The organism is Granulicoccus phenolivorans DSM 17626 = NBRC 107789 = JCM 15570 (assembly GCF_000423085.1).
In the GTDB taxonomy this organism is placed as follows: domain Bacteria; phylum Actinomycetota; class Actinomycetes; order Propionibacteriales; family Propionibacteriaceae; genus Granulicoccus; species Granulicoccus phenolivorans.
In genome coordinates, this window is sequence record NZ_AUHH01000019.1 from 1 (window position 1) to 24,311 (window position 24,311).

A 24,311-nucleotide genomic window follows, 5' to 3' on the forward strand; every position below is an offset into this window, starting at 1 on the left:
CGCGGGTCGGCGTACCAGTTCGCGGGCCGGCGTAAGGAGTCGCGGGCGCTCATCCGACCCGCGGGTCCTGCAGGGCCCGCGCGACCGAATTGGACCTGCGCACTCCCGCCAGGCCCCGCGCACTCTCGTCAGACCCTGCGTACTCCCGTCAGACCCCGCGTGGCCGAGACGAACCACCGGCCCTGACCTGCGCCGCCTCGAAACACGCGGGTCGGCGTACCAGTTCGCGGGCCGGCGTATGGAGTCGCGGGCGCTCATCCGACCCGCGGGTCCTACAGTGCCCGCGCGACCGAACTGGGCCCGCGCACTCACGCCAGACCCGCGCACACCGCCCTAGCTACGGGCGAGCACCACCCCACCACTCACATTGAGCGTCTGCCCGGTCACGAACCCGGCGTTCTCATCGGCGAAATAGGCAATCGCGTCGGCAATGTCCTGCGGGGTGCCCGGGCGTCCCACCGGGATCGGCCGGGCCGCCTGGGTGGCCAGGAATTCCGGCGTACGCCCCACCCAGAAGCCGGTGTCGGGGACATAGCCGGGCGCGACGGCATTGATCGTGATCCCGGTCGGCGCCAACCGCCGCGCCAGCCCGACGACCCAGGTGTTCATCGCCCCCTTCGCGCTGGCGTACGCGTGGAAGGCCCCGTTCCCGGTGAAGCTGGCGATCGAGGACACCGCCACGATCCGCCCCGGATTGTTCAGCTGCGGCAGCAGCGCCTCGGTCGGCAACACCGCCGACAGCAGGTTCTTGCTGAGCAGGGTGAACCAGTGGTCCCGGATCTCCTCCAGCGACGCCGTTTGCGGCAGGTCGGCCGAACCACCGGCATTGAGCACCAGCACGTCCACCCGCTGCCCGTCGAGGCTGTCGACCATCCCCCGGACCTGGTCGGGTTCGGTCATGTCCCCGGCGTGGGTGAGGACGGTACCCGAACCGCCGAGGGCCCGGATCTGCTCGGCCGCTTGGGCCAACACCTCCGGCCGGCGCCCCACGATCCGGACCTCACAGCCCTGCGCGACGAACCGCGCGGCGGTGGCTTTCCCGATCCCGGTGCCACCGCCGGTGATCACAACACGTCTGGGCATACTTACACTTCCTTGGTCCGCAGGCAGAACTCGACGACGGTCTCGGTGAACACGTCATTGACATCGGAGGCGGCCGTGTGACCCGCACCGACCAGGCTGCGGATCTCCAGGTGCGGGGCGACCGCCCGGAACTCCTCGATCGCCTCTTCATCGACCACATCGGAGGAACGCCCGTACACCAGCAGCGTCGGGCAGGTCAGCGTGGCACCGGCCCGCAGCGCCCGGGCCTGGGTGTCGGTACGGTGCTCGCCCTGCTGCATCGCCATGATCGCCGGGTCCCAGTGCCAGTACCAGCGGCCGTCCTCCCCCTGCCGCAGATTCTTGCGCAGCCCCTGCGGATTCGGGTTGCGACGGCGGTGCGGAAGGTAGTCCGCGATCGCGTCGGCGGCCTCCTCCAGCGTCGCGAAGCCGCCGATGTTGCCGGACATGAATGCCCGGATCCGCTGCGAGCCCTCTTCCCGGGCCCGGGCCACGATGTCGACCAGCACCAGGCTGCGTACGCGATCCGGCACCGCCTCGGCGACCAGCAGCGACGTCAGACCCCCCATCGAGGCTCCCACCAGCGTCGCCCGCCCGGGCAACTGGTCCAGCACCGTCAGCAGGTCCTCGGCCAGCCGCGGCAGGTCGTAGCGACCGTCGGCCGACCAGGCCGAATCCCCGTGCCCGCGCGCGTCCAGGCTGAGCACCCGGAAGCCGCGGGCCGCCAGATTCGGCCCGGCCTGCCGCCAGGAATGCCGGGTCTGCCCGATCCCGTGCAGCATCAGCACCAGCGGATCGTCCTGGGCCCCCCACGCGGACGCCGCCAGCAGATTGCCGTCGACGCCGCGCAGGGTGACTTCCTCGACCACCTGCTGGGTCATCGGATCACCTTCGGCAGGCCCAGGCCCAGGGTGGCCAGGAACTCCCGCTGGATCTCGCTGACCCCGCCACCGACCGGCAGCCGCAGCTCGTGGGTGTAGGAGAAGTAGGTCTCATCCAGCAGGTGCCGGGTGGCCTTGTCGGACGGATCGCCCACCCGACCCACGACCTCGCCGATCAACTGGCCGAACTCACACAACTGCTCGGAGTTGTACAGCTTGGTGGCCGCGGCGTCGGCCGGCGGCACGGAGCCCCCGGCGGCATCGCCGACCACCCGCCAGTTCATCATCCGGTTGGTCACCTCGGCGGCCTGCAGCCGACCGATCAGTCGCCGGACCTCAGCAATGTCGCGGACCGGCCGACCGTCGGCGGTCTGCGCGGTCTGCGCCCAGGCCCGGACCCGGTCCAGGTGCGCGTCGATCTTGCCCGAGGGCCCGACGGTGAACCGCTCGGAGTTGAGCTGATTGGTGATCACCCGCCAGCCCTTGTTCTCCTCCCCGACCAGCATCCGCGCCGGGATCCGGACGTTGTCCAGGTTCACCACATTGACCTGCCGCGACCGGTTGAGCAGCCGCATCGGGGTCATCGAGACCCCGGGCAGTTTGGTGTCCAGCAGCAACAGCGAGATGCCCCGGTGCCGCGGTTCCTCGGGATTGGTCCGCACGGCCAGGAACAGGTAGTCCGAGGTGTGTGCCCCCGAGGTCCACATCTTGGTGCCGTTGACCACATAATCGTCGCCGTCGCGGACCGCTCGGGTCCGCAGGCTGGCCAGGTCGGTCCCCGATCCGGGCTCGGAGTAGCCGACGGAGAACTGCACGTCCCCGCTGAGGATCCGGGGCAGGAAGTCGGCCTTCAACTCCTCCGAACCGAACGCCATCAGCGCCGGGCCGATCGAATAGACCGTGATCAGCGGGTAGGGCACCTCGTACCGGAAGGACGTGGAGATGACGATCTGGTCGGCCATCGGGCCCAGGGCCCGGCCGCCGTGCTCGGTGGGCCACCCCAGGCCGAGCCAGCCGTCGCGGCCGAGTCGGCGCGCGATGTCCTTGATCTGGGGTCCGTAGAAGTCCTGGGTCATGGCGGCCCGTTCGTCCTCGGTCATCGCCGAGCTGAAGTACTCGGTCGCGCGATCCTGGAGCTCCTGCTCCTGGTCGGTCAACGCAATGCGCATGTCAGATCCTCTCCAGGGCCAGGTCGCCGGCCCGGTCCAGCGCCGCCTCGTGCCCGCCCAGCACGTGCGTGGTGGCCAAGTAGTTGGTGAAGTACCGGTGCAGCGGGAAGTCCCGGTCCAGACCGGTGGCGCCGCTGACGTGCAGGCAGTTCGCGAACGCGGTCCGGACATGGTCGGTGATCATCAGTTCGGCCGCGACCAGCGCCTGTGCCGCGGCGTCCCAGTCGCCGGTCTCCAGTTGCCAGCTCGCCGCCCGCAACAGGTTGTCCAGCATCCGCGAGGGCAGGTACGCATCGGCCATCTGCATCGCGACGGCCTGGAACTGGGCGATCTTGCGCCCGAACTGCTCACGCATCGAAATGTGCTCGGAGGTGACCCGGATCGCGGCGGCCAGACCGCCGGCGGTGCTCGCGGCCAGCCCGAGCTGGGCCAGCAGATCCAGGTAGCGGGCCGCCTCGACACCCAACGAAGCACCGGCCGGCACGTTGGTCAGGGTGATCGTGTACGCCGGCACCTGGCTCGGGGTCGGCATCTCGTTGATGCTCACCCCGGCCGCCTGCGGGTCGACGACGAACAGTTCGACATCCGCACCGGTACGCGCCGGCACCAGGATGGCCCGGGCGCTGGCGGCGTACAGCACGTGCGACTTGGCCCCGCTGAGCCGGACGCCGTCCGCGGTGGACTCGGCCACCGTGGTGACATCGCTCACCCGGGCCCCGCCCGGTTCCCGGATGGCTGCGGTGAGCAGCGCCTCCCCCGCGGTCACCGCGGAGATCAGTTCGGCGTACGGCTCGGCGCCGTAGCGCAGCAGCGGCAGCAGCCCGAGGGTGACCGGCAGGGCCGGAACCAGGTCGCCGTGGGCCCCGACCGAGGTCAGCACCGCGGCCAGCGCGGTCTCCCCCGCCCCGAACCCGCCGGCGCTCTCCGGCAGGAAGGACTCCGCCAGTCCGGCCGCGAGCAACTCCTGCCAGGCCTGCGGGCTGTAGCCCAGTTCCTCATGGGTTTCGCCGGCCACGGTTTCCGGTGGCAGCAGCCGGTCCAGGGTCGTCTCGGTGACGCCGGCCAGTTCGGCGGCCACCTCGTCCAACTCAAAGTTCACGGTCGGGTTCCTCCTTGAAGGCGACAGGGAAGCGGATGTAGGCCAGCCCATTGGCCTGCGTCCGGGCCACCAGCCCACGGGCGGTGGCCTGTTCGGAATCGGTCAGTTCGGCGGGGTTGACCACCTCAGCGACCGGGACGTCGACGGCGCTCAGCGCGTCGACCACCTCCCGGGCGGTCATGGTGGCCGTCCGCGCGGCCACGTGCTGGTTGATCTCGGCGTTGCGCTGCACCCGATCCCGGTGCGGCGCCCCCTTCAGCGACTCGTCCAGACCGAAGGCCTCCACCAGCCGGTCCCAGAAGTGCTGCTCGATCGAGGCGATCGACACCCAGCGCCCGTCGGAGGTCGGGAAGACCCCGTAGCCGGGCTTGGTGAAGGCCCGCCGCCGGATCTCGGCCAGGTCGGTGACCCCGTCGAGTTCGTACTGCCCCAGCTGCAGGTTCATCGCATGCATCGCGGCATCGGTGATCGCCACGTCCAGGTGCTGCCCGCGCCCGGTGCGGTGCCGCTGCTGCAGGGCCGCCAGGGTGGCGATGGTGGCGTACAGGGCACCGGTCAGGTCGGCGATCGGGACCCCCTGACCGAGTGCGGGAGGCTGGTCCAGACCGCCGCCGAGCGCCAGCAACCCGGCCATCGCCTGGTAGTTGATGTCGTGACCGGCGGCCTTGACGTTCGGTCCGCTCTGGCCGAAGCCGGAGATCGAGACGTGGATCAGCCGCGGGTTCAGCTCCGCGGTGACCGCCGGGCCCAGGCCGAGCCGGTCCAGCACGCCGGGCCGGAAGCCCTCCACGAGCAGGTCGGCGTCGGCCAGCAGTTCCTTGAGCCGGGCCAGGCCGGCCGGGTCCTTCAGGTCGACGGTCTCCAGCTGCTTGCCGTCGGCGAGCACCTCGAAGGTACCCGGGGCCATGATCCGGGCCAGGTCGCCCTGCGGGCGCTCGACCTTGATCACCTCCGCCCCGAGATCGGCCAGGATCCGGGTCAGGAACGGGCCGGGGGCCAGTTCGGACAGATCGATCACGCGTACCCCGGCGAGGGGTCCTTGGGCGCTCATCGTGCCTCCTGCATCTGTTTGACGGGTCCGTGCTCGTGATCGGTGACGATGCCCAGGGCGTACAGGTCCTCGATCACCTCGGGGGCGTAGCCGAGCTCGGTGAGAATCTCGGCGGTGGCCGATCCGAGCAGGGGTGCACTGGGCGTGTCGACGACACCGCTGCGGGAGAACGACACGGTCGCCCCGGTCAGCAGGATGTCGCCCTTGTCGGCGTCGTGCAGGGTGCTCACCACCGGGCTCCCGGCGGCCCGGAGTTCGGCCCAGCCGTCGGCCACCGCCTCCTCGGCCCAGACCTCGGCCTCGTTGAGTTCGGCCAGCGCCGCGGCGGTGGTCCGCGCCGCGAAGGCCCGGCCCAGGGTGTCGAAGTCGGCGCGGTCGGTCTCGGCCCAGGCGAGCAGGCGCTCGACCATGTCGGCCGAGGGAGCCGCCACCGCGACCCAGCCGTCGCTGGTTCGGTACAGCGCCTCGGTCGGCTGGTATCCGGTGCGCTCGGCGTTGGTGCTGCGCGCCCCGAAGAAGGTGCCCTCGGTGTCCTGCATCAGCTCCGACAGCAGGAACAGGCCGGTGTCCAGCAGGTTGAAGTCGATATCGACCGCGCGACCGTCCTGCTGTTCCAGCACGCCCACCAGCATCGCGATGGCGCCCAGCAGACCCGCGGAGTAGTCCACGGTCAGCAGCCGGTACCACAGCGGATCCCCGCCGCTGCCGCCGGCGCGCACCTCCAGGCCGGTGCAGGCCTGGATGATCGGGTCGAACCCGGGGTCCTTGGCCTTCGGCCCGGTGTTGCCGTACGCCGAACTGTGCAACGTGAACAGGTCGGGCCGGGTGCTGCGCAGGGTGGCACCGTCCAGCCCGAGCCGTTCGGCCACCCCGGGCCGGAAGTTGTGGCTGGTGCCGTTCATCCGGCCGGACAACCGACCGATGATCTCCCGGCCGCGCGGATCCTTGGCGTTGATGGCCAGGGTGCGCTTGCCCCGGTTGACCGACAGGTACGCCGAGAAGCTGCGATCGCGCATGATCTCACCGTGGGTGGTTTCCACCTTGACCACGTCGGCGCCCAGATCGGCCAGCAGCTTGGTGGCGTACGGACCGGCGACGAAGTGGCCGAAGTCGATGAACCGCAGGCCGGCCAGCGGCCCGTTCCCGGTCCCGACCTCGGTGTCGGCCGCGGCCTCGCGCCGGTCGGCGGGAGCCACCTCGGTGCTCGCGAAGTTCAACGGCTGGGCGACCGAACGTCCGCCGGCATGCTCCTCGATGATTCCGTTCGCGACCGCCTGCGGGTGGTCCCACATCTCGCCGGGATCGCGCACCAGTTCGACGGCCATGCCGCCCTCGAGCAGCACCTTGAGCGCCTGCTCGCTGGTCATCTTCGCGATCGCGGCCCCCATCGACTCGGGATCGCCGAACCAGTTGGGGTGCGGGGTGTCGGGCACCTCGATGCCGAGCACCTCGTACGCCTTCTCCGGCCGGGCCCCGGTGCCGAAGTGCAGCCAGCGACCGTCGGAGCAGCGGAACAGCAGCGGGACGGTGCCCTTGGGGATGGTGCGCCCGAAGCTCGGCGCGGGCCGGCTGGGCAGCATCCAGAACGGCAGGAAGTGCAGCGTGCCCTGTTGCAGCGAGGTGGTGACGAGCTGGCCGGCCCCGGAGCGGGTGCGCTCGACCAGGGCCGCCAGCGCGCCGACCATGCCCTGGAATGCCGCGCCGAAGCTGGGCGCGGCAAAGGTCAGGTGCACCGGGCGTCCGTCGACGATCTCGTTGGCGATGCCGCTGCGGGCCTGGACCAGCAGGTCGACCGCGGGTCGCCCGGCCGCCGGATGGGACTGCGGATAGCCCTCGATGTGCACCACCACCGCGCGCGGGTGGCGCTGCGCCAGTTCGGCCGGGTCGGCATGGGTGACCGCGGGATGGTCCTCGCCACCGGTGAGGATCACGTCGGCGCGCTCGAGCCACGCCGCCAGTTCGTCAGCGGCCGGGCGTACGGCCTGCCGACGCCAGTCGGCCTGGTAGGGCTGGGCCTGCTCCAGCGGATCGCCGCCGGTGGGAGCGAACCGAGCCACGGTGGCACCGAGCCCGGTGAACATCTTGGTCAGCAGCGCGCTGGGCATCCCCAGACCGAGGTCGACCACGGTGAGGGCCTGCATGCTGGGTGCCTGTTTGATTGTGTGTTGAGTCATCGTCCTCGTTCGTCCGTTCCGACGCCGGCCTTCTTCGGGTGGGCGTAGCTGTGCATCACTTCGGGCCGGTCGAGCCGGTCGGCCCATTGCCCCTGCCACTGCCGCAGCGCGGCGTACACCTCGTCCTCGAGCTGATAGTCGAAGGGGTCGCGCTTGTTCTCCCGGGCGTGTTCGCGCACCCAGCGCACGGTCTCCCCGAGCGCCTCCCGGGCCGACTGCTGCTGGGTGTAGCCGAGCAGCCGGCGGATCTTCTCGGTGGAGACGGTCATGTGCTTCGCGGTGGTGCCGCCCAGGGTGAGCAGGTGGCCCATCACCGGGTTCAGGAACTCCGGCAGTCCGACGATCTCCGCGGAGATCCCGACGGCGTCCATGATCAGTTCGACCCATTGCGCGTGGTCGTACTGATCATCGTCGGCGACGTTGAAGATCTCGCCCGCGGCGGCCGGGTGGTCGATCGAGAGCAGGATCGCGTGCGCGGCGTTGATTCCGGCGCACCGGGTGTAGGTGGTCATCCCGGCGTTCGGCAGCAGCAGGAACGGTCGCCCGTCCTCCAGCCGCTTGATGTAGGACCATTCGCTGGTGGCCGGGATCGGCACCGCCTGGGGTCCGTAGATCGCGGGGTAGCGGAACAGCGTGGCCGAGTACGAGCCCCGGGCGTGTTCGGCGAAGACGGCGTCCTCGGCGGCCACGACCTTCTTCACGAAGCCGGCCGCCTTCGTGTTCACCGGCTCCGGGACGTCCCCGCGCAGGGCCTGTTCGGTCGCCATCAGCGGGAAGCCGCGCGGCGACATGGCCGCCGGGTCCATGAAGCCGGCGTACGCCGCAATCGCCCCGACGGCGATGAACCGTCGGCACTTCCCGGCAAAGACCTTGGCCAGGCCTTCCAGGCGGCCGTAGGCGGCGATGACCAGGTCGAAGGTCCGATCCCCGATCGCCTCGGCGACCTGGTCGGGGAAGTTGGGGTCGACGTGGAGGTGCGGGAACCGCTCGATGTCGGGGCTCTCGTGGACCCCGCGATGCAGGATCGTCAGGTCGAACCCGCGCTCGGCGAGGCCGGCGGCGATGTGGCCGCCGGTCCCGCCGGTGCCCCCCACCAGGAGTGCGGTGCGGCTCATCGAGCGGCTCCGCTGAGGGCGTGCACCAGGGCGTCGACCCCGGGCTGGGCGGCCAGGTCGTCGAGGATCTTCAGCGCGTCGTCGATCGCGCCGTCGGCCAGCAGGCCGGTGGTGAAGTTGCGGAACTTGGTGTCCACATCGGCGTCGGTGAACCGGGTCTGCTCGCTGTAGGGGTCGCCGTGGGCGAACTCGCGGTAGTCGGTGTACACCTGATCACCGACGGTGACCTCGATGCTGGCCGGCATCCGCACGTTGTGGCCGTGGGCGTCCAGGTCCTCCTTGGCGACCGGGCCCGAGCGCGGCTCGAGCTCGACGGTGACCTTCTCGGCGAAGCCGCGGACCCGCTGATCGGCGCGGGCGTCCTCGGTGTGCCAGTTCGGGCCGGGTACGCCGCGGTAGGAGGCGGCCCCCAGCAGGTACGGCAGGGAGAACATCCCGTCGACGGCCGTCTCCACCGCCGGGGAGTCCATGTGCTTGGCCAGTGCGGCACCGTGCACCCGGGAGGTGATCGCGGTGACGTCGTCGGGCCCGAAGCCGTGCTCGCTCATCAGGCCGGTGAGCATGTCGATGGAGGAGTTGAGGAACCGGCAGGCCGGGTACGGCTTGTAGGTGACCTCGCCGCACAGCCAGCGCTCCCCCAGCCCCTCGGTCAGGATCGCCTCGTTCACGTCGACCGAGCCGGCGACCCGCCAGAAGGCGCGTTCCCCGTCGAAGACCGAGGTTTCGGAGGTGAACCCTTCGGCGGCCAGCAGCGCCGCCTGGACGCCGGCCTCGGCCAGCGTGCCGTACAGGGCGTACTTGGTCATCGGGCGGGGCAGTTCGAGCCCGAACTGCGAGGACGCCGGCAGCGGCGCGCTGGCCAGCGCGATCCCGAAGGCGTGGCGCATCCGGTCGGCGTCCAGGCCGAGCAGTCGGCCGGTGGCGCTGGTGGCGCCGAAGACGACCGCGGTGTAGCCGCTGACCTTGCCGAAGACGATCTGGCCGTCCTCGCCGACGGTCAGCGAGCGCATCGACATGGCCACCCGGCTGGCCACCTCGTAGCCGATCATGCAGGCCGCGAGGTATTCCTCCCCGGTGTTGCCGTGCCATTCGGCGACCGCGAGTGCCGGCGCGATGACCGCGGCGGCGACGTGTGCCTTGTAGTGGATCGTGTCGTCGGAGTCGATCGCATTGCTGAGGTGACCGTTGATGTTGGCGGCCGCGGTGACCGGCAGCTTGCTGCCGCCGGCCCCCAGGACGGTCGCCTCGGGGTTCCCGCCGCGCGCGGTGACGACCCGTTCCAGGATCACGCTGGAGGGGATGGTCCGGCCGGCGACCGCGCAGGCCAGGGTGTCCTTGATCAGCATCGCGCCGGCCCGCCGGTCGGATTCGGAGATCGCGCTGAAGGGATGGTCGGCGGCGAAGCTCGCCAGCCGGGCGGTGTTGTTCGGGGTGCTGTTCATGGTGCCGCTCACTTCGTGGGTCGATTGGGGACGATGTCGTCGGCGACGATCTTGTCGACGAACGGCTTGACGTTGAGTTGGCCGGACTTCACGTAGGTGTCGATGTCGGACCAGGTGGTGTTGGCCTGGCCGTAGCCGAGCTGTTCGGCCTCTGCACGCCACTTGTCGTGGCTGGCCTTGAGGTCGCCGATGAAGGCCTGGCCGTCCACGCCGGCAGGCGCCTTGCTGGGCAGTTCGGCGGTCTTCTTGTCGAAGTACTGGGTCAGCGCGGCGCGGGCGTCGGGCTGGAATTCGTGGAACTTCACGTGGTGGGCCTTCGCCTCACTCACCGCATCGGCGTAGGTGGCGAACATGGTCGACTCGATGTGCGCCTGGATGTAGACATCGGCGCGGTCCCACAGCAGCTGGCGGGCGGCCAGCGGCAGCTCGTCGTAGCGGGACTTGCTCATCGACCAGCCGACCGGGGTGCCGGTCAGCTGGACCTCATGGTCCACCGTCCAGTCGGTGGTGACCTCGGCCAGGCCCAGCACCTGCGAGGTGGCCAGGGACAGCGCGCCACAGTCGATCACCTTGCGCTGGAAGCTCTGGTACAGCTCCTGGGTCGGGACGTCGACCGAGGTCGCACCCAGCGCGGCCAACTGCTCGGCCTGGCCCTTGGTCGACGGACGCACCTGCTTGCCGGCGAACTCCGGCAGCGAGGTGGCCTGCTGGCCGTTGCACATGATCACCGCCGAGCCGGTCGGCACGGTCGGCAGCAGCGGCTGGACGTCGTTGGCCTGCAGTTCCTCGCGCAGGGCCTTGTTGGTGGCACCGAACTCGATCCAGGCTCCGGCCATCTGCAGCGAACCCACCACCGGTGAGGTCTGGTGCAGGTACATCGCCTGCGAGGCGTAATCGGCGACCTTGAAGGTATCGGGATTGAACGCGGAGACGTGCTGGCCCATATCGACCAGGCCCTCGGACATCGCCTTCTCCATGTCCCGGGTGCTGACCCGGGAGGCGGAGTAGAGCACGTTGAACTTGATCTTGCCGCCGGACCATTCCTCCACGGCCTTGGTCCAGGCCAACGGCGCGGCCGAGTAGTGCGAGTCGGGGCCGGAGGTCAGCTGCACGGTGTACTCCACCGGCTTCATGTCCGCCAGGGCGGCGATGTACTGCTCCTTGGTCGCCCCGGCCGGTACCCCGTCACCGCCGGCGGTGCTGGATCCCGTTCCCCCACTGCACGCGCTGACCGTGAGCAGCGCCAGTGCTGCCAGGGGCGCGATCAACTTCTTCCAGTTCATCCTTGAACCTCCATGCTCCGCATTTTCGCTGCAGTCTACGAAATATCGTGATGTTCAGCAAGGGGTCGTTAACCAGAAAGGGCCGGTCCCGCGTATCGCGGAACCGGCCCCTCGGAGGTGGCAGCGTTGTTTCGGAACAGCTCAGTTCGGAAAAACTGCCCGGCGTACCTCGATCAGCTTGCCGAGCAACTCGTCATGGGCGGGGAGCACGCGTTCCGACGGCCCGATCATGCCCAGGGCGATGCTCTGCCCGCCCACCACGCCGGCCACGGCCAGCGAGCTGACCCCCATGGTGCCCTCGTTGTTGGCCGCGAACCAGCCCCGGGCCACGCTCTCCTCGATCTCGGCCTCCAGCGTGCTGGGGTCGGTGGTCGTGTGCGGCGTACGCCGGGTGAGCGGCTTGAGTCGCAGCAGGTGGCCCCGTTCGTCGGCCGGCAGCGCCGACAGCAACGCCTTCCCCAGCGCCGTGGCATGGATGGTGAAGGTGTCCCCGGCGTTGAGCACGTAGCGCAGCCGGTGCCGCCCCTCGCCGACGGCCAGGGTCTTGATCCGGTCGCCCTCGAGGATGGCGGCGGCACAGGTCTCCTCCGAACGTTCGGCAAGCAGCGCCGCCGCCTCGGCCGCGAAGGCCTGCAGAGAACCGGTGCCGGTGACCTCGTCGGCCAGATACTGCAGGCGACTGGTCGGGTAGTACCGCCGGGTCGACGGCGTACGCATCAGATAGCCGATCTGGTACAGCGTGTCGAGCAGGTCCGAACTGCTGCTCTCGGGCATGTCGAGCAGCCGGGCCACCTCGGACTTGGTCAGTTCCCGTTTCTCCCGCGAGAAGATCTCGAACACCGCCATGGCCCGGGCCGCAGCCGGGACCGGTAGACCCTTGGTGGCTCCACCATTGCGGCCGGTGGAACGTTTTGTCGGGGCGTCGGCCATCGTCGATCCTCTCTCCAGAGCAGTCAGCGCCGGACCGGCAGGTCCGGCGTGGCTCAGCCTAGCCGCCAAGCGAGGATCCGATCCCGGGAATGCTGCGGACTGCCACCCACCGCTTGATCCGACCGTCGGGGGCGAAGGTGCCCAGCCCGAAGGAACTGGAGCGCATCGGCCCACCCTTGGTCTCATAGACCGTGGTCGACAGGATGCAGCGATCCTCGGCGATCCACAGTTCGTCGATCTCGTGGTACCAGCCCCGCGTACGCCGCCGCTCGACCAGCAGGCGCTGCAGGTCCTCGCGGCCCTGCGCCTCGGCCAGCGGGCCGCCGGTCTCGTAGGGCGGATGGGAGTAGAAGCAGTCCTCGGTGAACAGCTCGGCCACCTCGGTCAGCCGCCCGGCCTCCAGCCGCTCCAGGTACTCCTTGACGGTGGTGGCCACCGCGTCCCGGCTCGGAAATTGCTCGCTCATGGGTTGTCTCTCCTTCGTTCCTTATTCCTGGCTCATCAGACTGGGTAGCCAGGTCACCGCATCGGGGACGAAGATCATCGCCACCAGCAGCAGAATCGGCCACGGCAGCACCATCAGCACCGCCTTGAACATGTCCGGCAGGGTGATCTTGTGCCCGACGTTCACTTCGGGGTCCTGGACGATCGAGTGCACCACGTAGGTGAGAATGCCGACCGGGGGCGTGATCACCGCGAGTTCGCAGAGCACGACGATGAACACACCGAACCAGACCGGGGACACCCCGAGGGCGGCCAGGGTGGGCATCAGGATCGGCACGGTGACCAGCATCATCGCCAGCGAGTCCATGAACATGCCGAGGATGATGTACACCCCGATCAGCAGGAACAGGAACTCCACCCGGCCGAACCCGACCTTCGAGACCCCGTCGACCAGATGGTCGATCAGGCCGGTGACCGACAGGAACCGGGTGAACACGTGCGCGCCGATCAGCAGCAGCGCGAGCGCGCCCATCGTGCTGACGGTGTCGGTGAACGACTGCCACAGGGTCTTCAGCACCGTGCCCTTGCCGCGCTGGGCCCAGATCGCGATCGGGATCGCACACAGGGCACCCAGGGCGCCGACCTCGGTCGCGGTGAAGGTACCGGTGAACATGCCCAGCAGCACGACCAGGACCAGGACCGGGATCGGCCAGATCGAGCCGAGACTGCTCCAGCGTCCGCTCCAGGTGCCGCGGGGGCGGGCAATTCCCTTGCCGCCGCCGGCCATTTCCGGTCGGATGATCGAGATCACGACCACCGCGACCATGTAGACCGCCACCAGGACCAGGCCCGGGCCGAGGCCCGCCATCAGCTGCGGCCCCACCGGGACCTCGGCGACGCCGGCGTAGATCACCATGAACAGGCTCGGTGGCAGCAGGTGCGCGACCGACCCGGAGAACAGCACCGATCCGGTGGCCAGCTTCTTGTCGTAGCCCGCCTTCAGCATCTCCGGAACCCCGGCGCGGGTGAGCGCGTACGCCATCCCGAACGAGGACCCCGAGATGGAGGCCAGCCCGGCGCCGGCGGCGGTGGTCCCGACCGCGAGGCCACCGGGGAGCCAGCCGAACCATTGCTTGGCGAAGGTGTACAGGTGCTCGGTGACCCCGGACCGGGACAGCAGCATGCCCATCACGATGAACATCGGCAGCACGGTCAGCGACCAGCTGGCGGTGCTCTCGTACGGCATCCGGGCGAGTACGCCGATCGTGGCGCGCTCTCCCAGCATGGCGTACAGACCCATCAGGGCCGGAACCGTCATCGCGACCCCGACGGGGATCTTCAGCATCATCAGCACGATCATCAGCACGATCCCGAGGATCCCGACCGTGCCCTTGTCGTCGGTGGTGAACATCGCCACGCTGCACCCCACGAGGATCACCGCGACCACCAGGCGCCAGATCAGCCGGCTGGTCCGCGTCCCGTTACCGGAATCGTGCTGAACCTCGATCTCATCGTGGTCCAGGCCGGTGGGGTGCGGCTCGTCGAACTCGGCGAGTTGCTCGTGGGTGGCCCGCTTCGGCAGCCGCAGCGTCTCCACCGCCTGGACGGCGATCGCGATCGCCATCAGGGCGAAGCCGAGCGGCACCAGGTACATCGTCGGCCAGATCGGCATCGCCGAGACCCCGGCGGTCGCCTTGATGGCGGTCTTGGCCAGCGCTTCCTGCAGGCCGTACCAGGTGAATCCCAGCGCCAGCACGAAGGACACGATGTCCCCCAGCAGCAGGAAGTTCTTCTGCACCGGCCGGGGAGCCAGATCGTAGGCCAGGCGCGCTTCGATGTGCTCGTTGCGCTGCTGGGCCCAGACCATGCCGAGCAGGAAGATCGCCGGCATGTACCAGTAGGCACCGATTTCCAGGGTGCCGTGCAGGGATCCCAGCGGGGTCTTGCGGGCCAGCGCGTTCACCACGGTGTGGATCATCAGCAGCGCCACGGCGATGGTCGCCGGGATGCCGAACGCTCCGATCACCTTGTTGATCCGGTCGGCCACCGGGTGCGCGGAGCGCTGTGGCTGTTCCGGTGGTGGCGCCACCGGATCGGTGGGCGCCGTGCTGCCGGCCCCCATGGCCGGCGTCTCGCTCACTTGAGTCATGGTTGTCCCGTTCTGCTCACTTGCTCGGGCGGTGCTTGGACAGCACCTCGGTGGTCAGTCGATCGACCAGGGGCTTGACGTCGACCGGATTGGCGGCCAGGTACTTGTCGACCTCGCCCCAGGAGACGTTGTTGGAGTAGCCGAGTTCGCCGACGATGCCGCCCCACTTGTCGCTGGTCTGGCGGGCGTTGGCGACGAACTGGTTTCCGTCGGCGTTCTTCACCCTGGCCGGAAGCTTGCTCACCTGGTTCTCCTGCTCGGCGGTGATCTTGGCGCGGGCATCCTCGGCCAGCGGCGCGAACTGCATGCCGCGCTTGTTGGCCTGCTCGACGGCGGTGCCGAACTGACCCAGCAGCGCGGTCTTCAGATAGGCGGTGTAGTACGCGTCGAGGCGGTCGTACATCAGCTGCTTGGCCGCCAGCGGCAGTGCGTCCCACTTCTGCGAGGACACGGCCACGCCGCCGTTGCTGGCCGACAGCATCACGCTCGGGTCGGAGGTCCAACCCTTGGCGACCTCGTTCAGCGACATCGACAGCGTCAGCGACGGGACGGTCACCGCGCAATCGACGGTGCCACGCTGCAGCGCCTGGTACAGCTCCTGGGTCGGGATGTCCGACGCGGTCGCCCCGAGGGCCTCGATGATCGGCACGTTGGCCGGCGAGCTGGCCCGGATCTGCTTGCCGCGGAAGTCGGACAGCTTGGAGGCCGGGGCGTCCTTGCAGATGAAGGTGGTGTTGCCCAGCGGGCTGGACGGGATGATGAGTTCCATCCCCTGGCTCGCGGCTTCCTGGCGGATCGAGGCCTCGGTGTAGGTGAAGTCGATCCAGGTGGCGGCCATCTGCAACTGCCCGGCGATCGGGTCGGTCTTGTTCAGGAACATGAGATCGGTCAGCAGCGCATTGTTCGGGAAGCGCTCCGGCTCGGTGTAGAGCAGCACGTAGCCGCTGTCGACCAGGCCGTCGGCGATGCCGTTGGCCATCTGGTACACCGGGACCCGCGAACCGGAGTAGAGGATGTCGAACTTGATCTTGCCGCCGGACCATTCCTCGACCGCCTTGGCCCAGGCCTCCTGGGGCGACGAGGTCTGTGAGCCCTCGGAGGTCGGCAGCTGCATCGACAGGGTCACCGGCTCCATACCGGCCAGCGCGGCGGTGTACTGCTCCTTGGTCGCCCCCACGGCCACCGATTCACCGCCGCCGCCACTGCCGGCGCTGCCGGAACCGCAGGCGGACAACAGCAGGACCAGCACCGACAGCAATGCCGAGATTCCCAGCATCCTTCGATTCTTGAACATGGAGACTCCCTCGTCTCTGGAACACCTACACAGCAGGACACGACGCACGGAGGAGATCCTCGGACATGTCGTCGATATGTCGGAATCTCGGCATCTGTGCCGTTATTCCGCGTTAACCGTAGCAAGGGGAGGCATCCAGGGTCAATGCCTTACCGTTCGGAGCCCGCCACCACAAGCTAAAACAATTTCCGACTACAGAAACTATCCGGCCGACCCCCAGGAGGGTCGGCCGGATCGACAGTTTCCGTATTTTCGATCGTTCTTCGATGTGTCGGTGAATCAGTCGACCACGACGATGTCCAGCGGGGCAATCATCTCCACCGGGAGCGGCTGCCACAGTTCGCTGCGATCCGGCGTCCCCAGGTCGGGCCGGTCCTTGGCGAACTTCTCCACCAGGACCTCCGACAACTCACCGACCGCCTCCAGCATGGTCGCGCCGTGCGTCACCAGCCCCGGTACGCCCAGGCACCGGGCCAGGTAGCCGGATTCGGAATAGCTGGTGGCCACCAGCAGGCGCCACTCCTGGCCGCCATCGAAGGTCTGTGCCATGGCTGGACTCCTGTCAGATCGTTCGGGCAATGTTGCGGCGCAGGATCTCCGAGGTTCCGGCGTAGATCCGCAGGACGCGGTTGGTGCTGTAGATCCGCGAGATCGGGGTCTCGTCCATGAAGCCCATCCCGCCGAACAGCTGCAGGCAGGAGTCGATGGCGCGGGTGGCCATCTCGGTCAGCCACAGCTTCACCATCATTCCGTCGGCCGGCTCGTTGGTCCCACCGCGGATCTTGCGGATCGTGTCGTGCAGGTACGCGGTGCCCACCGACAGATCGGTCTTCACCGTGGCCAGCTGGAACTGGGTGTTCTGGTAGTCCCAGACCGTCTTGCCGAAGACCTGACGCATCTTCACGTACTCCAGGGTCTGCCGGTACGCCAACTCGGCCTGGCCCAGGGCCCGGGCGGCGATCTGCAGCCGGTCGTACTCGATGGAGTCCATCATCAGCTTCATCGCCGCGCCCTCCTCCCCCATCCGCTGGGCCACCGGGACCCGGACGTTGTCGAAGGTGAGTTCGGCGGTGTTCCCGGCCACGAAGCCCGCGGTCTTGATCTTCTTGCGGGTGACGCCCTCGATCGACGGGTCGACCAGGAACATCGTCAGGGCCTTGCCGTTGCGCTCGCTGCTGGTGCGCGCGATCACGTAGAGGCAGTCGGCGATGTCGCCGTTGGTGATGAACATCTTCGAGCCGTTGATCACGTAGTGATCCCCGTCCCGGGTGGCGGTGGTGCGCATCGCCAGCACATCGGAGCCCGCGTCGGCCTCGGTGATCGCCATCGCCTGGATCGCCTCGCCGGCCATGATCTTCGGTGCCCAGGTGCGGATCAGCGGATCGTTGCCGCTGGCGATCAGGGCCCCGGTGGCCATGTCGGTGCTGAACAGGCTGCCCAGGGTGGCGTACGCCTCGGAGCGGGCCAACTCGTGGGAGATGATCACGTTCGGGATGTGCCCGGCCCCGGGACCGCCGTACTCCTCGGGGATCGAGGCCCCCAGGATCCCGGCCTTGCCCGCCTTGCGCCAGATCTCGTGGCGGGAGTCCCAGTCGTAGGGCAGGTTGTCATAGTTCGGCTCGAGTTCCTTGTCGATGAAGGCCCGCACGGTGGCCCGGAAGGCGTCCTCGACATCGCTGAACGGCGAGGAGTGGGCCAATTCGGGGTACTCGGCCAGTGTCGGATCCTGGGTCACAGTGTGTTCCTCCTGCTCATGCGACGACTCCCGCCGCGTACATCGCTTCAATCTCTTCGTCGGGATAGCCCAGTTCGGCGAGCAGTTCCCGGGTGTGTCGGCCGCGGGCCGGGGCGCCGCGCAACGTCTCGGCGTCCAGCGCGCTGCGGCCGAAGGTGACGAGTTGGCCGACCGCCCCGTAGAGGTGGCCGTACCGCTCGTCGGGGCGGGTGGCACAAAAGCCGGTGGCCCGGGCCGTCTCGGAGGCCAGCAGATCGCTCAACCCGCTGGGTCGGCATTCCTCCGCCCATACCCCGGCTTCCCGCAGCCGCGCCAGGGCGTCGGCGAGCGGGAGTTCGCGCAGCCGCGCCTCGAGCAGCTCCTGCTCCGCGGGGCCCCAGTCGGCGGCATGCGCGGGCGCCGGAGTGTTGCCGACCAGTTCGGTCCACAGCGCCTGCGCCTGGGTGTCGGAACGGGCCGCGATCGCGATCCAGCCGTCGGCGACCGGATAGAGCCGGTGCGTCGGGGAGGTGCCCAGCAGGTCCCGGTCGATCTCCGGTACGCCGGCGAAGCTGTCCCCGACCTGGATCTGGTCCGACATCAGGAACATGCCGGTGTTCAGCAGGCTGCCCCAGGCGTCGGCGACCCGGCCGGTGACCCGGCGTTCGTACAGCGCCATCAGCGCGGCGACCGCTCCGACCACCCCGGCGCCGTAGTCCAGGTACGGGGCCCGGAACCACAGCGGTTCCCCGTCGGGTCCGCCGGCGCGCCGCTCCATGCCGAGCAGGGCCTGGATGATCATGTCGAAGCCGGGATCGGTGGCCCGCGGCCCCTCCGGCCCGAACGACAGCGAGGCCAGCGTGATGATGGTGGGGTTGATCCGGCGCAGTTCGGCCGGGGAGACCCCCAGCCGCTCCGGGACGCCGACCCGCCAGTTGTGCATCATCAGGTCGGTGCCGGCGACCAGGCGATCCAGCACCTGCTTGCCGCGGGGGTCCTTCAGGTCGACCACCATCGCCCGCTTGCCCATCTGGACGGCGAGGTAGTGCCGCTGCAGGCCCCGGTTCGGGTCCCCCTGCAGGCTCTCGAACTTGATCACGTCCGCGCCCAGGTCGGCCAGCAGCCGGCCGCTGAACGGGCCGGCGACGAAGCTGCCGAAATCGATCACCCGGATCCCGGCCAGCGGTCCGGCGCCGGACCGGGGGCGGTCGATCTCCGGTGCCGTACCGGGGGTCGGCTCGGTGATCGCGCTCACCCGGAACGGGTCGGCCACCACCCGGGTGTCGCCGCGCTGGCTCAGCAGCCGATTGGCCGCCACCTGCGGGTCGTCCCAGAACTCGCCGGGCCGCAGCACCGGCGCCGCGGGCAGGCCGATGGCCCGGGCCCGGGTCAGCAGTTCCTCCCGGGGGAAGCCGATCACGTGGCTGCCGATCAGCGGCCGATCACCGAAGAACATGTTCGGGCTGGCGCCGACGCGGGGAATCCCCACATCGTTGGGATCCACCTCCCGGTCGATCTCCAGGATCGTGTACAGCTTCTTCACCGCCTGGGGTACGCCCATCACGAACTGGATGAACTCCCCGTCGGCGCACTCGAAGATCAGGTGCTTGACGTCCTTGGGGGTCGCCTTGTCGAACTCGGCGTCCGGGTGCTCGGCGGCTTCCCAGAACGGCATCAGGAAGAACACCGCCCCCTGGTGCAACGAGGCGGTGACCAGTTCGCCCCGGCCGGAATCCAGCCGACCGATCAGCGCGGCCCACAGCCCGTACAGCGCCAGCAGCGCCTGCCCGAAGGTCGGGAACAGCACGTCGAAGTAGACCGGGCGATCGCTGTAGTGCTCGAAGGTCAGCCCCGAGCGGGCCTGCACCAGCAGATCGACCGCGGGGTGTCCGTCCTCGTCGCCGGGAACGTAACCGGAGAGGTCGACCACCACCAGCTGCGGGTACGCCTGCGCCAGCTCGGCAGCGTCGCGGCGGGTCGCCACGTCCGGGTGATCCTCGCCGCCGACCAGGCAGACGTCCGCGGCGGCCAGCAGCTCGGCCAGGTCGGCCGCGTCGGCGGCGTGGACACCGTCGCGCCAGTAGCGGTGGGCCGGGTAGATCCGGTCGAAGACCTCGTCGCCGGCCGGCGCCACGCGGTCGACCCGCATCCCGGCCGCGACCAGGGAGCGGGTGACCAGCCCGGCGGCCATGCCGGTGGCCAGGTCGACCACGCGCAGCGCGGTCGGCGCCTGATACCGGGGTTCACTCATCGGGTCCGCACTGGTCATCGAGCCTTGTACTCCGGCTTGCGCTTTTCGGCGAAGGCACGGCCGTACTCCTTGAAGTCCTCGGTCTTGTCCAGCCGGGACAGCTGCATCTGCTCATCCAGCGCGGTCGCGATCGGCACCCACTGCTTGCGGGTCACCCGGACCGCGTCCCGGGTTGCCAGCGGCGGCGCCTTGAGGATCTCGGCGGCCAGTTCCTCGGCCACCTCCAGCATCTTGTCCTCGGTGGTCAGCCGGTTGGCCAGCCCGAGCCGGTAGAGCTCGGCGCCCTCGATCTGCCGCCCGGTGATCAGCATCTCCGAAGCCAGCTTGGAGGGCATGAAGGTCTTGATCTTGGCCCAGGTCCGCGACCCCGACATGCCGGCGGTGGTCTCGGTGATGGCCACCCGAGCGGTGTCGGCGACCACCATCAGGTCGCATTCGGCGGCCAGATGCGCGCCGCCGCCCAGGGCGTACCCGTGCACCGCGACGATCACCGGCTTGTAGTTCGCGGTCCGGCCCAGCCAGCCCTCGCCACCGGTGCCGCGCAGGTGCTGGGCGCCACCGACGTGGCCCTCGCGCAGGGCCTGCAGCGCGTTCTTGGCGCGCTCGGAATCGGTGCCGCCGAAGCCGAAGGAGCTGTGCTCCTTGACATCGACGCCGGCGCAGAAGCTCTTGCCGGCGCCGTGCAGGATCAGCACCCACAGGTCCTCGTCGAGGTCGAACTCCATCAGCGCCAGCCGCATCTCCGATTCCATCTGATCGGTGAAGGCGTTGTGGCGCTCGGGCCGATTCAGTTCCAGGTAGGCGATGCGACCCTTGCGGGTGAAGTTGATGGTCTGGTACTCGGTCATGCTGTCATCTCCGATTCGTGCTGCAGAAGTTCGTCGTTGTGCTCGCCCAGGACCGGGGCGGGCCGGAACGGCCGGGCGGGAGCCCAGCCCTCGAGGTTCACCAGCGGGCCGTAGCAGCCGGTGACCACCCCGAATCGTTTGTCCTCGGTGTCGATCACCAGGTGTGCCGCGCGGGCGGCCGGGTCGTCCAGGAGCCGAGCGAAGGCATCGCGCCGGGCGGGCACCGCCCAGCCGCCGATCTCCTCGACCGCGGTCACCACGGCGGTGCTGTCGCGTTCGGCGGTCCAGGCCGTCCCGGCCCGGGTCCAGGCCTCGTCGCGGACGTCGGTCGCCGGGTCCAGTCCCAGCAGCGCGGCCCAGGCCGTCCGCGTCGCCGGCTCGCGCAGCACCAGCGCGACCCAGCCGTCACGGGTGCGGTAGAGCCGCTCGAGCGGGGCGAAGCCGAGGCGTTCGCCGTCGAGCGCATCGGCGCCCTCCGCCCCGCGCAGGTCGCCCTCCCCACGCAGGAACAGGGCCGCGGCGAGCAGGCTGACATGCACGTCGACGCCGACCTGGTCGGTGGCCCGGCGGTACAGACCGGCCAGAATCCCGATCGCACCGAGGGCACCGGAGGCATAGTCGACGAACGGCGAGCGGTACCAGACCGGCTCGTTGCCCCGGCCGCCGGCCCGCTGCTCGTGGCCGCACAGGGCCTGCATGACCATGTCGAAACCGGAGTCCAGGGCCTTCGGCCCGGAATCCCCGTAGGCCGTGGTCTGCAGGTACACCAGGCCGGGGTGCCGCTCCCGGACCTGGTCGGGCCCCAGTCCGAGGCGTTCGGCCGCGCCGACCCGCATGTTGTGCATCAGCACATCGGCATCCTCGAGGAGGCGATGCAACTGTGCGCGCCCCGCCTCGGTCTTCAGGTCGAGTACCACCGAGCGCTTGCCCCGGTTGGTCGCCAGCACGTTGCGCATCCCGGTCAGGTTCGACAGCCCGGTGGGCGGGTCGACCGAGATCACCTCGGCACCCAGGTCGGCCAGCAGCTTGGACGCGAAGGGCCCGGCCACCCAGTTGCCGATGTCGACGATGCGTACGCCGGACAGCGGATCCGGCCCGGCCACGGCTTCCGTCGGGGCCGGTGCGGCGGCCCGGGCCCGGTAGCGCAGCGGCTGGGCGACCCGGAGCCGACCGGTCCGGTCGGTCTCCACCAGCCCCTGCTGGCGGACCTGCGGATCCTGCAGGGCGGCGCCGGGCGCCAGCACGGGTTCGGCGGCGATCCCGGCCGCCTTCAGCCGGGCCACCACGACGTCGGAGTCGAGTCGGGCGACGTATTCGGCCAGCAGCGGGCGGTCCCCGAAGTAGGAGTCCGCGCCCCGGCTGGCATCCGGGACGCCCCGGTCGGCCGGATCCACCTCGCCGGGGATCTCCAGAGCTCGGTGCACCTTGGCGACCGCGCCGGGAACCCCCATCACGAACTGCACGTAGCGCCCGTCGCGACACCGGAAGATCAGGTGCCGCACGTCCAGCGGGGGCACCTTGTCGAAGTCCGGGGTGGGCCGCTGCGCCGACATCCACAGGTGGGGCCAGAACAGGGCCTGGCCCTGCTGCAGGCTCACCCGGGCGAGGGCGCCGGCGCCGGTGCGCCGACGCTGCAACAGTCCGGCCCAGGCCGCCAGGGTAGCCAGCAGGCCGGCCCCGTACAGGGTGGACCCGAAGGCGATCTGGGTGGGCCGGTCGGCGAACTGCTCGAACACGAAGCCGGTGCGGGCCTGCACCAGCAGGTCATCGGCCGGGGTCTGGTCGGTGGTCCCGGGCACGTACGCCGCGACCTCGATCACGACCTGCCCGGGGTCGCTGGGCACCTCGTGCTCCAGCGCCCCGACGATGGTTTCCCCGCCGGTGAGCACCACGTCGGCGCCGGCGACCCGGGCCTGCTCGGGGGTGAGGGTTTCCCAACCGTCCCACCAGTGCCGCAGCGCCGGGTAGCGGGCCAGCACCGCGTCGTCGGTGGGATCGCTCACCCGCAGGATCCGCGCCCCGGCGCCGGCCAGCAGCCGGCAGGCGACGGCGGTGGGCAGCCCGTGACCGAGGTTGAGGACGGTCGGGCCGCTCACTGTGCCGATGCCTCGCCCTGGTAGATCTCGGTCCAGGAGTGTCCCTCGGCCAGTTCCACATAGCCGGCGGTGATCGGCTGCCGGGGCGCCAGGCCGCGCGGCTCTTCGCCGCGATCCACGCGCTTGGCGTTGTCGATCACGTTGCGGCGGAACCGGGCGATGGCCAGGTCGGCGGGCACCAGGTGCTCCACCGGGTACAACTCCATCGGACCCATCGATTCACCGACTGCGAAGTCCTCGGGGATGAAGCGGTACAGCCCGGTGAAGGTGGAGCCGTCGGCCATGGCCGCGCGGTTCTGCAGCCAGTTGTTCTCCTTGCGCGGCCGATCCGGCAGGTCCTTGTACGCCCGGCCGATGCCGTGCTTGTTCTTGGCGGTGTCGTCGATGCCGTAGTACTGGAAGATCTCCTCGCGGGCGGCACCGGTGTTGATCACCCGCTGCTCGTCCCAGAAGACCATGAAGAAGTGGGTGCGCTCGGTGTCGACCGGCAGCATCAGCTGCATCAGGTTGTCCGGGGGGACCGCGACCGTGGTCGGGTAGGAGAAGGTGGTGATCCGGGCCGCGGTCCCGGAGTCGCCGTCGGGGGTGGTGAACGAGCGCAGCGCGGCGTACCGCAGGCCGAAGTCGGTCTCCTGCACCTCGATCGAGGGGGCGAGGTCCTTGGAGATCACCGCACCGGTGGAGGACCGGGCCCGGCCGGAGAAGGAGGGCGCCGGGCCCTTGCCGGTGCCGAGCAGCTTCAACGCGTCCTGGTGCAGCACGCCGGTGTGGGAGGAGTCCAGCAGCCCCTCGATCGTGCGCGACCAGTTGGCGTTGGCCACCACGATCTCCGACAGCACGTTCTCCTCGGGCAGGTCGAAGTACGGGTGGTGCGGCAGCTCGGGCTGCTGGTCGGCGGGCCCGAAGTAGCCCCAGACCAGCCCGCCCTTCTCCTGCACCGCGTAGGCGGGCTGCTTGACCCGGTCCTTGAACCGCGGATCCTGCACGTTCGGGGCCTCGACCAGGGTGCCGTCGGTGGCGTACTTCCAGCCGTGGTAGAGGCACCGCAGGCCGCCGCCCTCGTTGCGCCCCAGACACAGCGAGGCGCTGCGGTGGGTGCACAGCTCATCGAGCAGGCCCAGGTTGCCGGCGCTGTCACGGAAGAGCACGTAGTCCTGGCTGAGCGCCCGCACCGGCAGCGGTGCCCCGTCGGCGGTGACGTCCGACGACAGCGCGATGGGCAGCCAGAACCGCTTCATCATCTTGTGCATCGGCGCCCCGACCGATACATCCATCAGCATTCGCTTCTGCTCCGCATGGTCCATGACAG

At 69.6% G+C, this 24,311-nt stretch carries 19 protein-coding genes; all 19 read right to left on the bottom strand.

The window, feature by feature from the left end:
- Positions 1-333 precede the first annotated feature (333 nt).
- Positions 334-1,083, bottom strand: coding sequence for an SDR family NAD(P)-dependent oxidoreductase (locus tag G531_RS0109155; RefSeq protein ID WP_026927027.1), 750 nt, complete (start codon positions 1,081-1,083; stop codon positions 334-336).
- Between the two features lie 2 nt (positions 1,084-1,085).
- Positions 1,086-1,943, bottom strand: a complete 858-nt coding sequence (locus G531_RS0109160) for an alpha/beta fold hydrolase (RefSeq protein ID WP_026927028.1) — start codon at positions 1,941-1,943, stop codon at positions 1,086-1,088.
- Positions 1,940-3,112: an acyl-CoA dehydrogenase family protein gene (locus tag G531_RS0109165; RefSeq protein WP_026927029.1), complete on the bottom strand. Its 1,173-nt coding sequence runs from the start codon at positions 3,110-3,112 to the stop codon at positions 1,940-1,942. The genes G531_RS0109160 and G531_RS0109165 overlap by 4 nt, the downstream gene beginning before the upstream one ends.
- 1 nt (position 3,113) lies before the next feature.
- On the bottom strand, positions 3,114-4,211 hold the full coding sequence (locus G531_RS21545; RefSeq protein ID WP_162143165.1) for an acyl-CoA dehydrogenase family protein: 1,098 nt from the start codon (positions 4,209-4,211) through the stop codon (positions 3,114-3,116).
- Positions 4,201-5,262: a CaiB/BaiF CoA transferase family protein gene (locus G531_RS0109175; protein ID WP_026927030.1), complete on the bottom strand. Its 1,062-nt coding sequence runs from the start codon at positions 5,260-5,262 to the stop codon at positions 4,201-4,203. Before G531_RS0109175 ends, G531_RS21545 begins: the two co-directional genes overlap by 11 nt.
- Positions 5,259-7,436 (bottom strand): CoA transferase, encoded by a 2,178-nt coding sequence (locus G531_RS0109180; protein ID WP_162143166.1) that lies wholly within the window; start codon positions 7,434-7,436, stop codon positions 5,259-5,261. Before G531_RS0109180 ends, G531_RS0109175 begins: the two co-directional genes overlap by 4 nt.
- Positions 7,433-8,551 (bottom strand): Rossmann-fold NAD(P)-binding domain-containing protein, encoded by a 1,119-nt coding sequence (locus tag G531_RS25655; RefSeq protein WP_026927032.1) that lies wholly within the window; start codon positions 8,549-8,551, stop codon positions 7,433-7,435. Before G531_RS25655 ends, G531_RS0109180 begins: the two co-directional genes overlap by 4 nt.
- Positions 8,548-9,993: an MmgE/PrpD family protein gene (locus tag G531_RS0109190; protein WP_026927033.1), complete on the bottom strand. Its 1,446-nt coding sequence runs from the start codon at positions 9,991-9,993 to the stop codon at positions 8,548-8,550. The genes G531_RS25655 and G531_RS0109190 overlap by 4 nt, the downstream gene beginning before the upstream one ends.
- A gap of 8 nt (positions 9,994-10,001) precedes the next feature.
- The gene (locus tag G531_RS0109195) at positions 10,002-11,276 is read right to left on the bottom strand and encodes a type 2 periplasmic-binding domain-containing protein (protein WP_026927034.1); all 1,275 of its coding nucleotides are present in this window, start codon (positions 11,274-11,276) and stop codon (positions 10,002-10,004) included.
- A gap of 141 nt (positions 11,277-11,417) precedes the next feature.
- Entirely contained in the window at positions 11,418-12,206 is a 789-nt protein-coding gene (locus G531_RS21550; RefSeq protein WP_051215289.1) for an IclR family transcriptional regulator, read from the bottom strand.
- Positions 12,207-12,264: 58 nt separating this feature from the next.
- A complete protein-coding gene (locus tag G531_RS0109205; protein ID WP_026927035.1) occupies positions 12,265-12,672 on the bottom strand; it encodes a nuclear transport factor 2 family protein in 408 nt (135 codons plus the stop codon).
- Positions 12,673-12,693: 21 nt separating this feature from the next.
- Positions 12,694-14,790, bottom strand: a complete 2,097-nt coding sequence (locus tag G531_RS21555; RefSeq protein ID WP_162143167.1) for a TRAP transporter large permease — start codon at positions 14,788-14,790, stop codon at positions 12,694-12,696.
- 25 nt (positions 14,791-14,815) lie between these two features.
- Positions 14,816-16,093 carry a TRAP transporter substrate-binding protein DctP gene (gene dctP / locus G531_RS0109215; RefSeq protein WP_035758439.1) on the bottom strand — a complete coding sequence of 426 codons (1,278 nt, stop codon included), beginning with the start codon at positions 16,091-16,093 and terminating at the stop codon, positions 14,816-14,818.
- 279 nt (positions 16,094-16,372) lie between these two features.
- Complete coding sequence (locus G531_RS0109220) at positions 16,373-16,642, bottom strand: type II toxin-antitoxin system HicB family antitoxin (protein WP_026927037.1); 270 nt, start codon at positions 16,640-16,642, stop codon at positions 16,373-16,375.
- 13 nt (positions 16,643-16,655) lie between these two features.
- The gene (locus G531_RS0109225; RefSeq protein WP_051215291.1) at positions 16,656-17,828 is read right to left on the bottom strand and encodes an acyl-CoA dehydrogenase family protein; all 1,173 of its coding nucleotides are present in this window, start codon (positions 17,826-17,828) and stop codon (positions 16,656-16,658) included.
- 16 nt (positions 17,829-17,844) lie between these two features.
- Positions 17,845-20,076 (bottom strand): CaiB/BaiF CoA-transferase family protein, encoded by a 2,232-nt coding sequence (locus tag G531_RS0109230; RefSeq protein WP_026927039.1) that lies wholly within the window; start codon positions 20,074-20,076, stop codon positions 17,845-17,847.
- A complete protein-coding gene (locus tag G531_RS0109235) occupies positions 20,073-20,906 on the bottom strand; it encodes an enoyl-CoA hydratase/isomerase family protein (protein ID WP_026927040.1) in 834 nt (277 codons plus the stop codon). Before G531_RS0109235 ends, G531_RS0109230 begins: the two co-directional genes overlap by 4 nt.
- Positions 20,903-23,002, bottom strand: a complete 2,100-nt coding sequence (locus tag G531_RS0109240) for a CoA transferase (RefSeq protein WP_026927041.1) — start codon at positions 23,000-23,002, stop codon at positions 20,903-20,905. Before G531_RS0109240 ends, G531_RS0109235 begins: the two co-directional genes overlap by 4 nt.
- Entirely contained in the window at positions 22,999-24,306 is a 1,308-nt protein-coding gene (locus tag G531_RS21560; protein WP_051215292.1) for a Rieske 2Fe-2S domain-containing protein, read from the bottom strand. The genes G531_RS0109240 and G531_RS21560 overlap by 4 nt, the downstream gene beginning before the upstream one ends.
- Positions 24,307-24,311 lie beyond the last annotated feature (5 nt).

What these genes read in the sequence shown, in the direction of transcription:
- G531_RS0109160 (WP_026927028.1), bottom strand. Translation starts at nt 1,943, where the DNA reads ATGACCCAGCAGGTGGTCGAGGAAGTCACCCTGCGCGGCGTCGACGGC.
- G531_RS0109165 (WP_026927029.1), bottom strand. Translation starts at nt 3,112, where the DNA reads ATGCGCATTGCGTTGACCGACCAGGAGCAGGAGCTCCAGGATCGCGCG.
- G531_RS25655 (WP_026927032.1), bottom strand. Translation starts at nt 8,551, where the DNA reads ATGAGCCGCACCGCACTCCTGGTGGGGGGCACCGGCGGGACCGGCGGC.
- G531_RS0109195 (WP_026927034.1), bottom strand. Translation starts at nt 11,276, where the DNA reads ATGAACTGGAAGAAGTTGATCGCGCCCCTGGCAGCACTGGCGCTGCTC.
- G531_RS21560 (WP_051215292.1), bottom strand. Translation starts at nt 24,306, where the DNA reads ATGGACCATGCGGAGCAGAAGCGAATGCTGATGGATGTATCGGTCGGG.
- G531_RS0109230 (WP_026927039.1), bottom strand. Translation starts at nt 20,076, where the DNA reads ATGACCAGTGCGGACCCGATGAGTGAACCCCGGTATCAGGCGCCGACC.
- G531_RS0109155 (WP_026927027.1), bottom strand. Translation starts at nt 1,083, where the DNA reads ATGCCCAGACGTGTTGTGATCACCGGCGGTGGCACCGGGATCGGGAAA.
- G531_RS0109220 (WP_026927037.1), bottom strand. Translation starts at nt 16,642, where the DNA reads ATGGCACAGACCTTCGATGGCGGCCAGGAGTGGCGCCTGCTGGTGGCC.
- G531_RS0109175 (WP_026927030.1), bottom strand. Translation starts at nt 5,262, where the DNA reads ATGAGCGCCCAAGGACCCCTCGCCGGGGTACGCGTGATCGATCTGTCC.
- G531_RS0109180 (WP_162143166.1), bottom strand. Translation starts at nt 7,436, where the DNA reads ATGACTCAACACACAATCAAACAGGCACCCAGCATGCAGGCCCTCACC.
- G531_RS0109235 (WP_026927040.1), bottom strand. Translation starts at nt 20,906, where the DNA reads ATGACCGAGTACCAGACCATCAACTTCACCCGCAAGGGTCGCATCGCC.
- G531_RS0109205 (WP_026927035.1), bottom strand. Translation starts at nt 12,672, where the DNA reads ATGAGCGAGCAATTTCCGAGCCGGGACGCGGTGGCCACCACCGTCAAG.
- G531_RS0109190 (WP_026927033.1), bottom strand. Translation starts at nt 9,993, where the DNA reads ATGAACAGCACCCCGAACAACACCGCCCGGCTGGCGAGCTTCGCCGCC.
- dctP (WP_035758439.1), bottom strand. Translation starts at nt 16,093, where the DNA reads ATGTTCAAGAATCGAAGGATGCTGGGAATCTCGGCATTGCTGTCGGTG.
- G531_RS21550 (WP_051215289.1), bottom strand. Translation starts at nt 12,206, where the DNA reads ATGGCCGACGCCCCGACAAAACGTTCCACCGGCCGCAATGGTGGAGCC.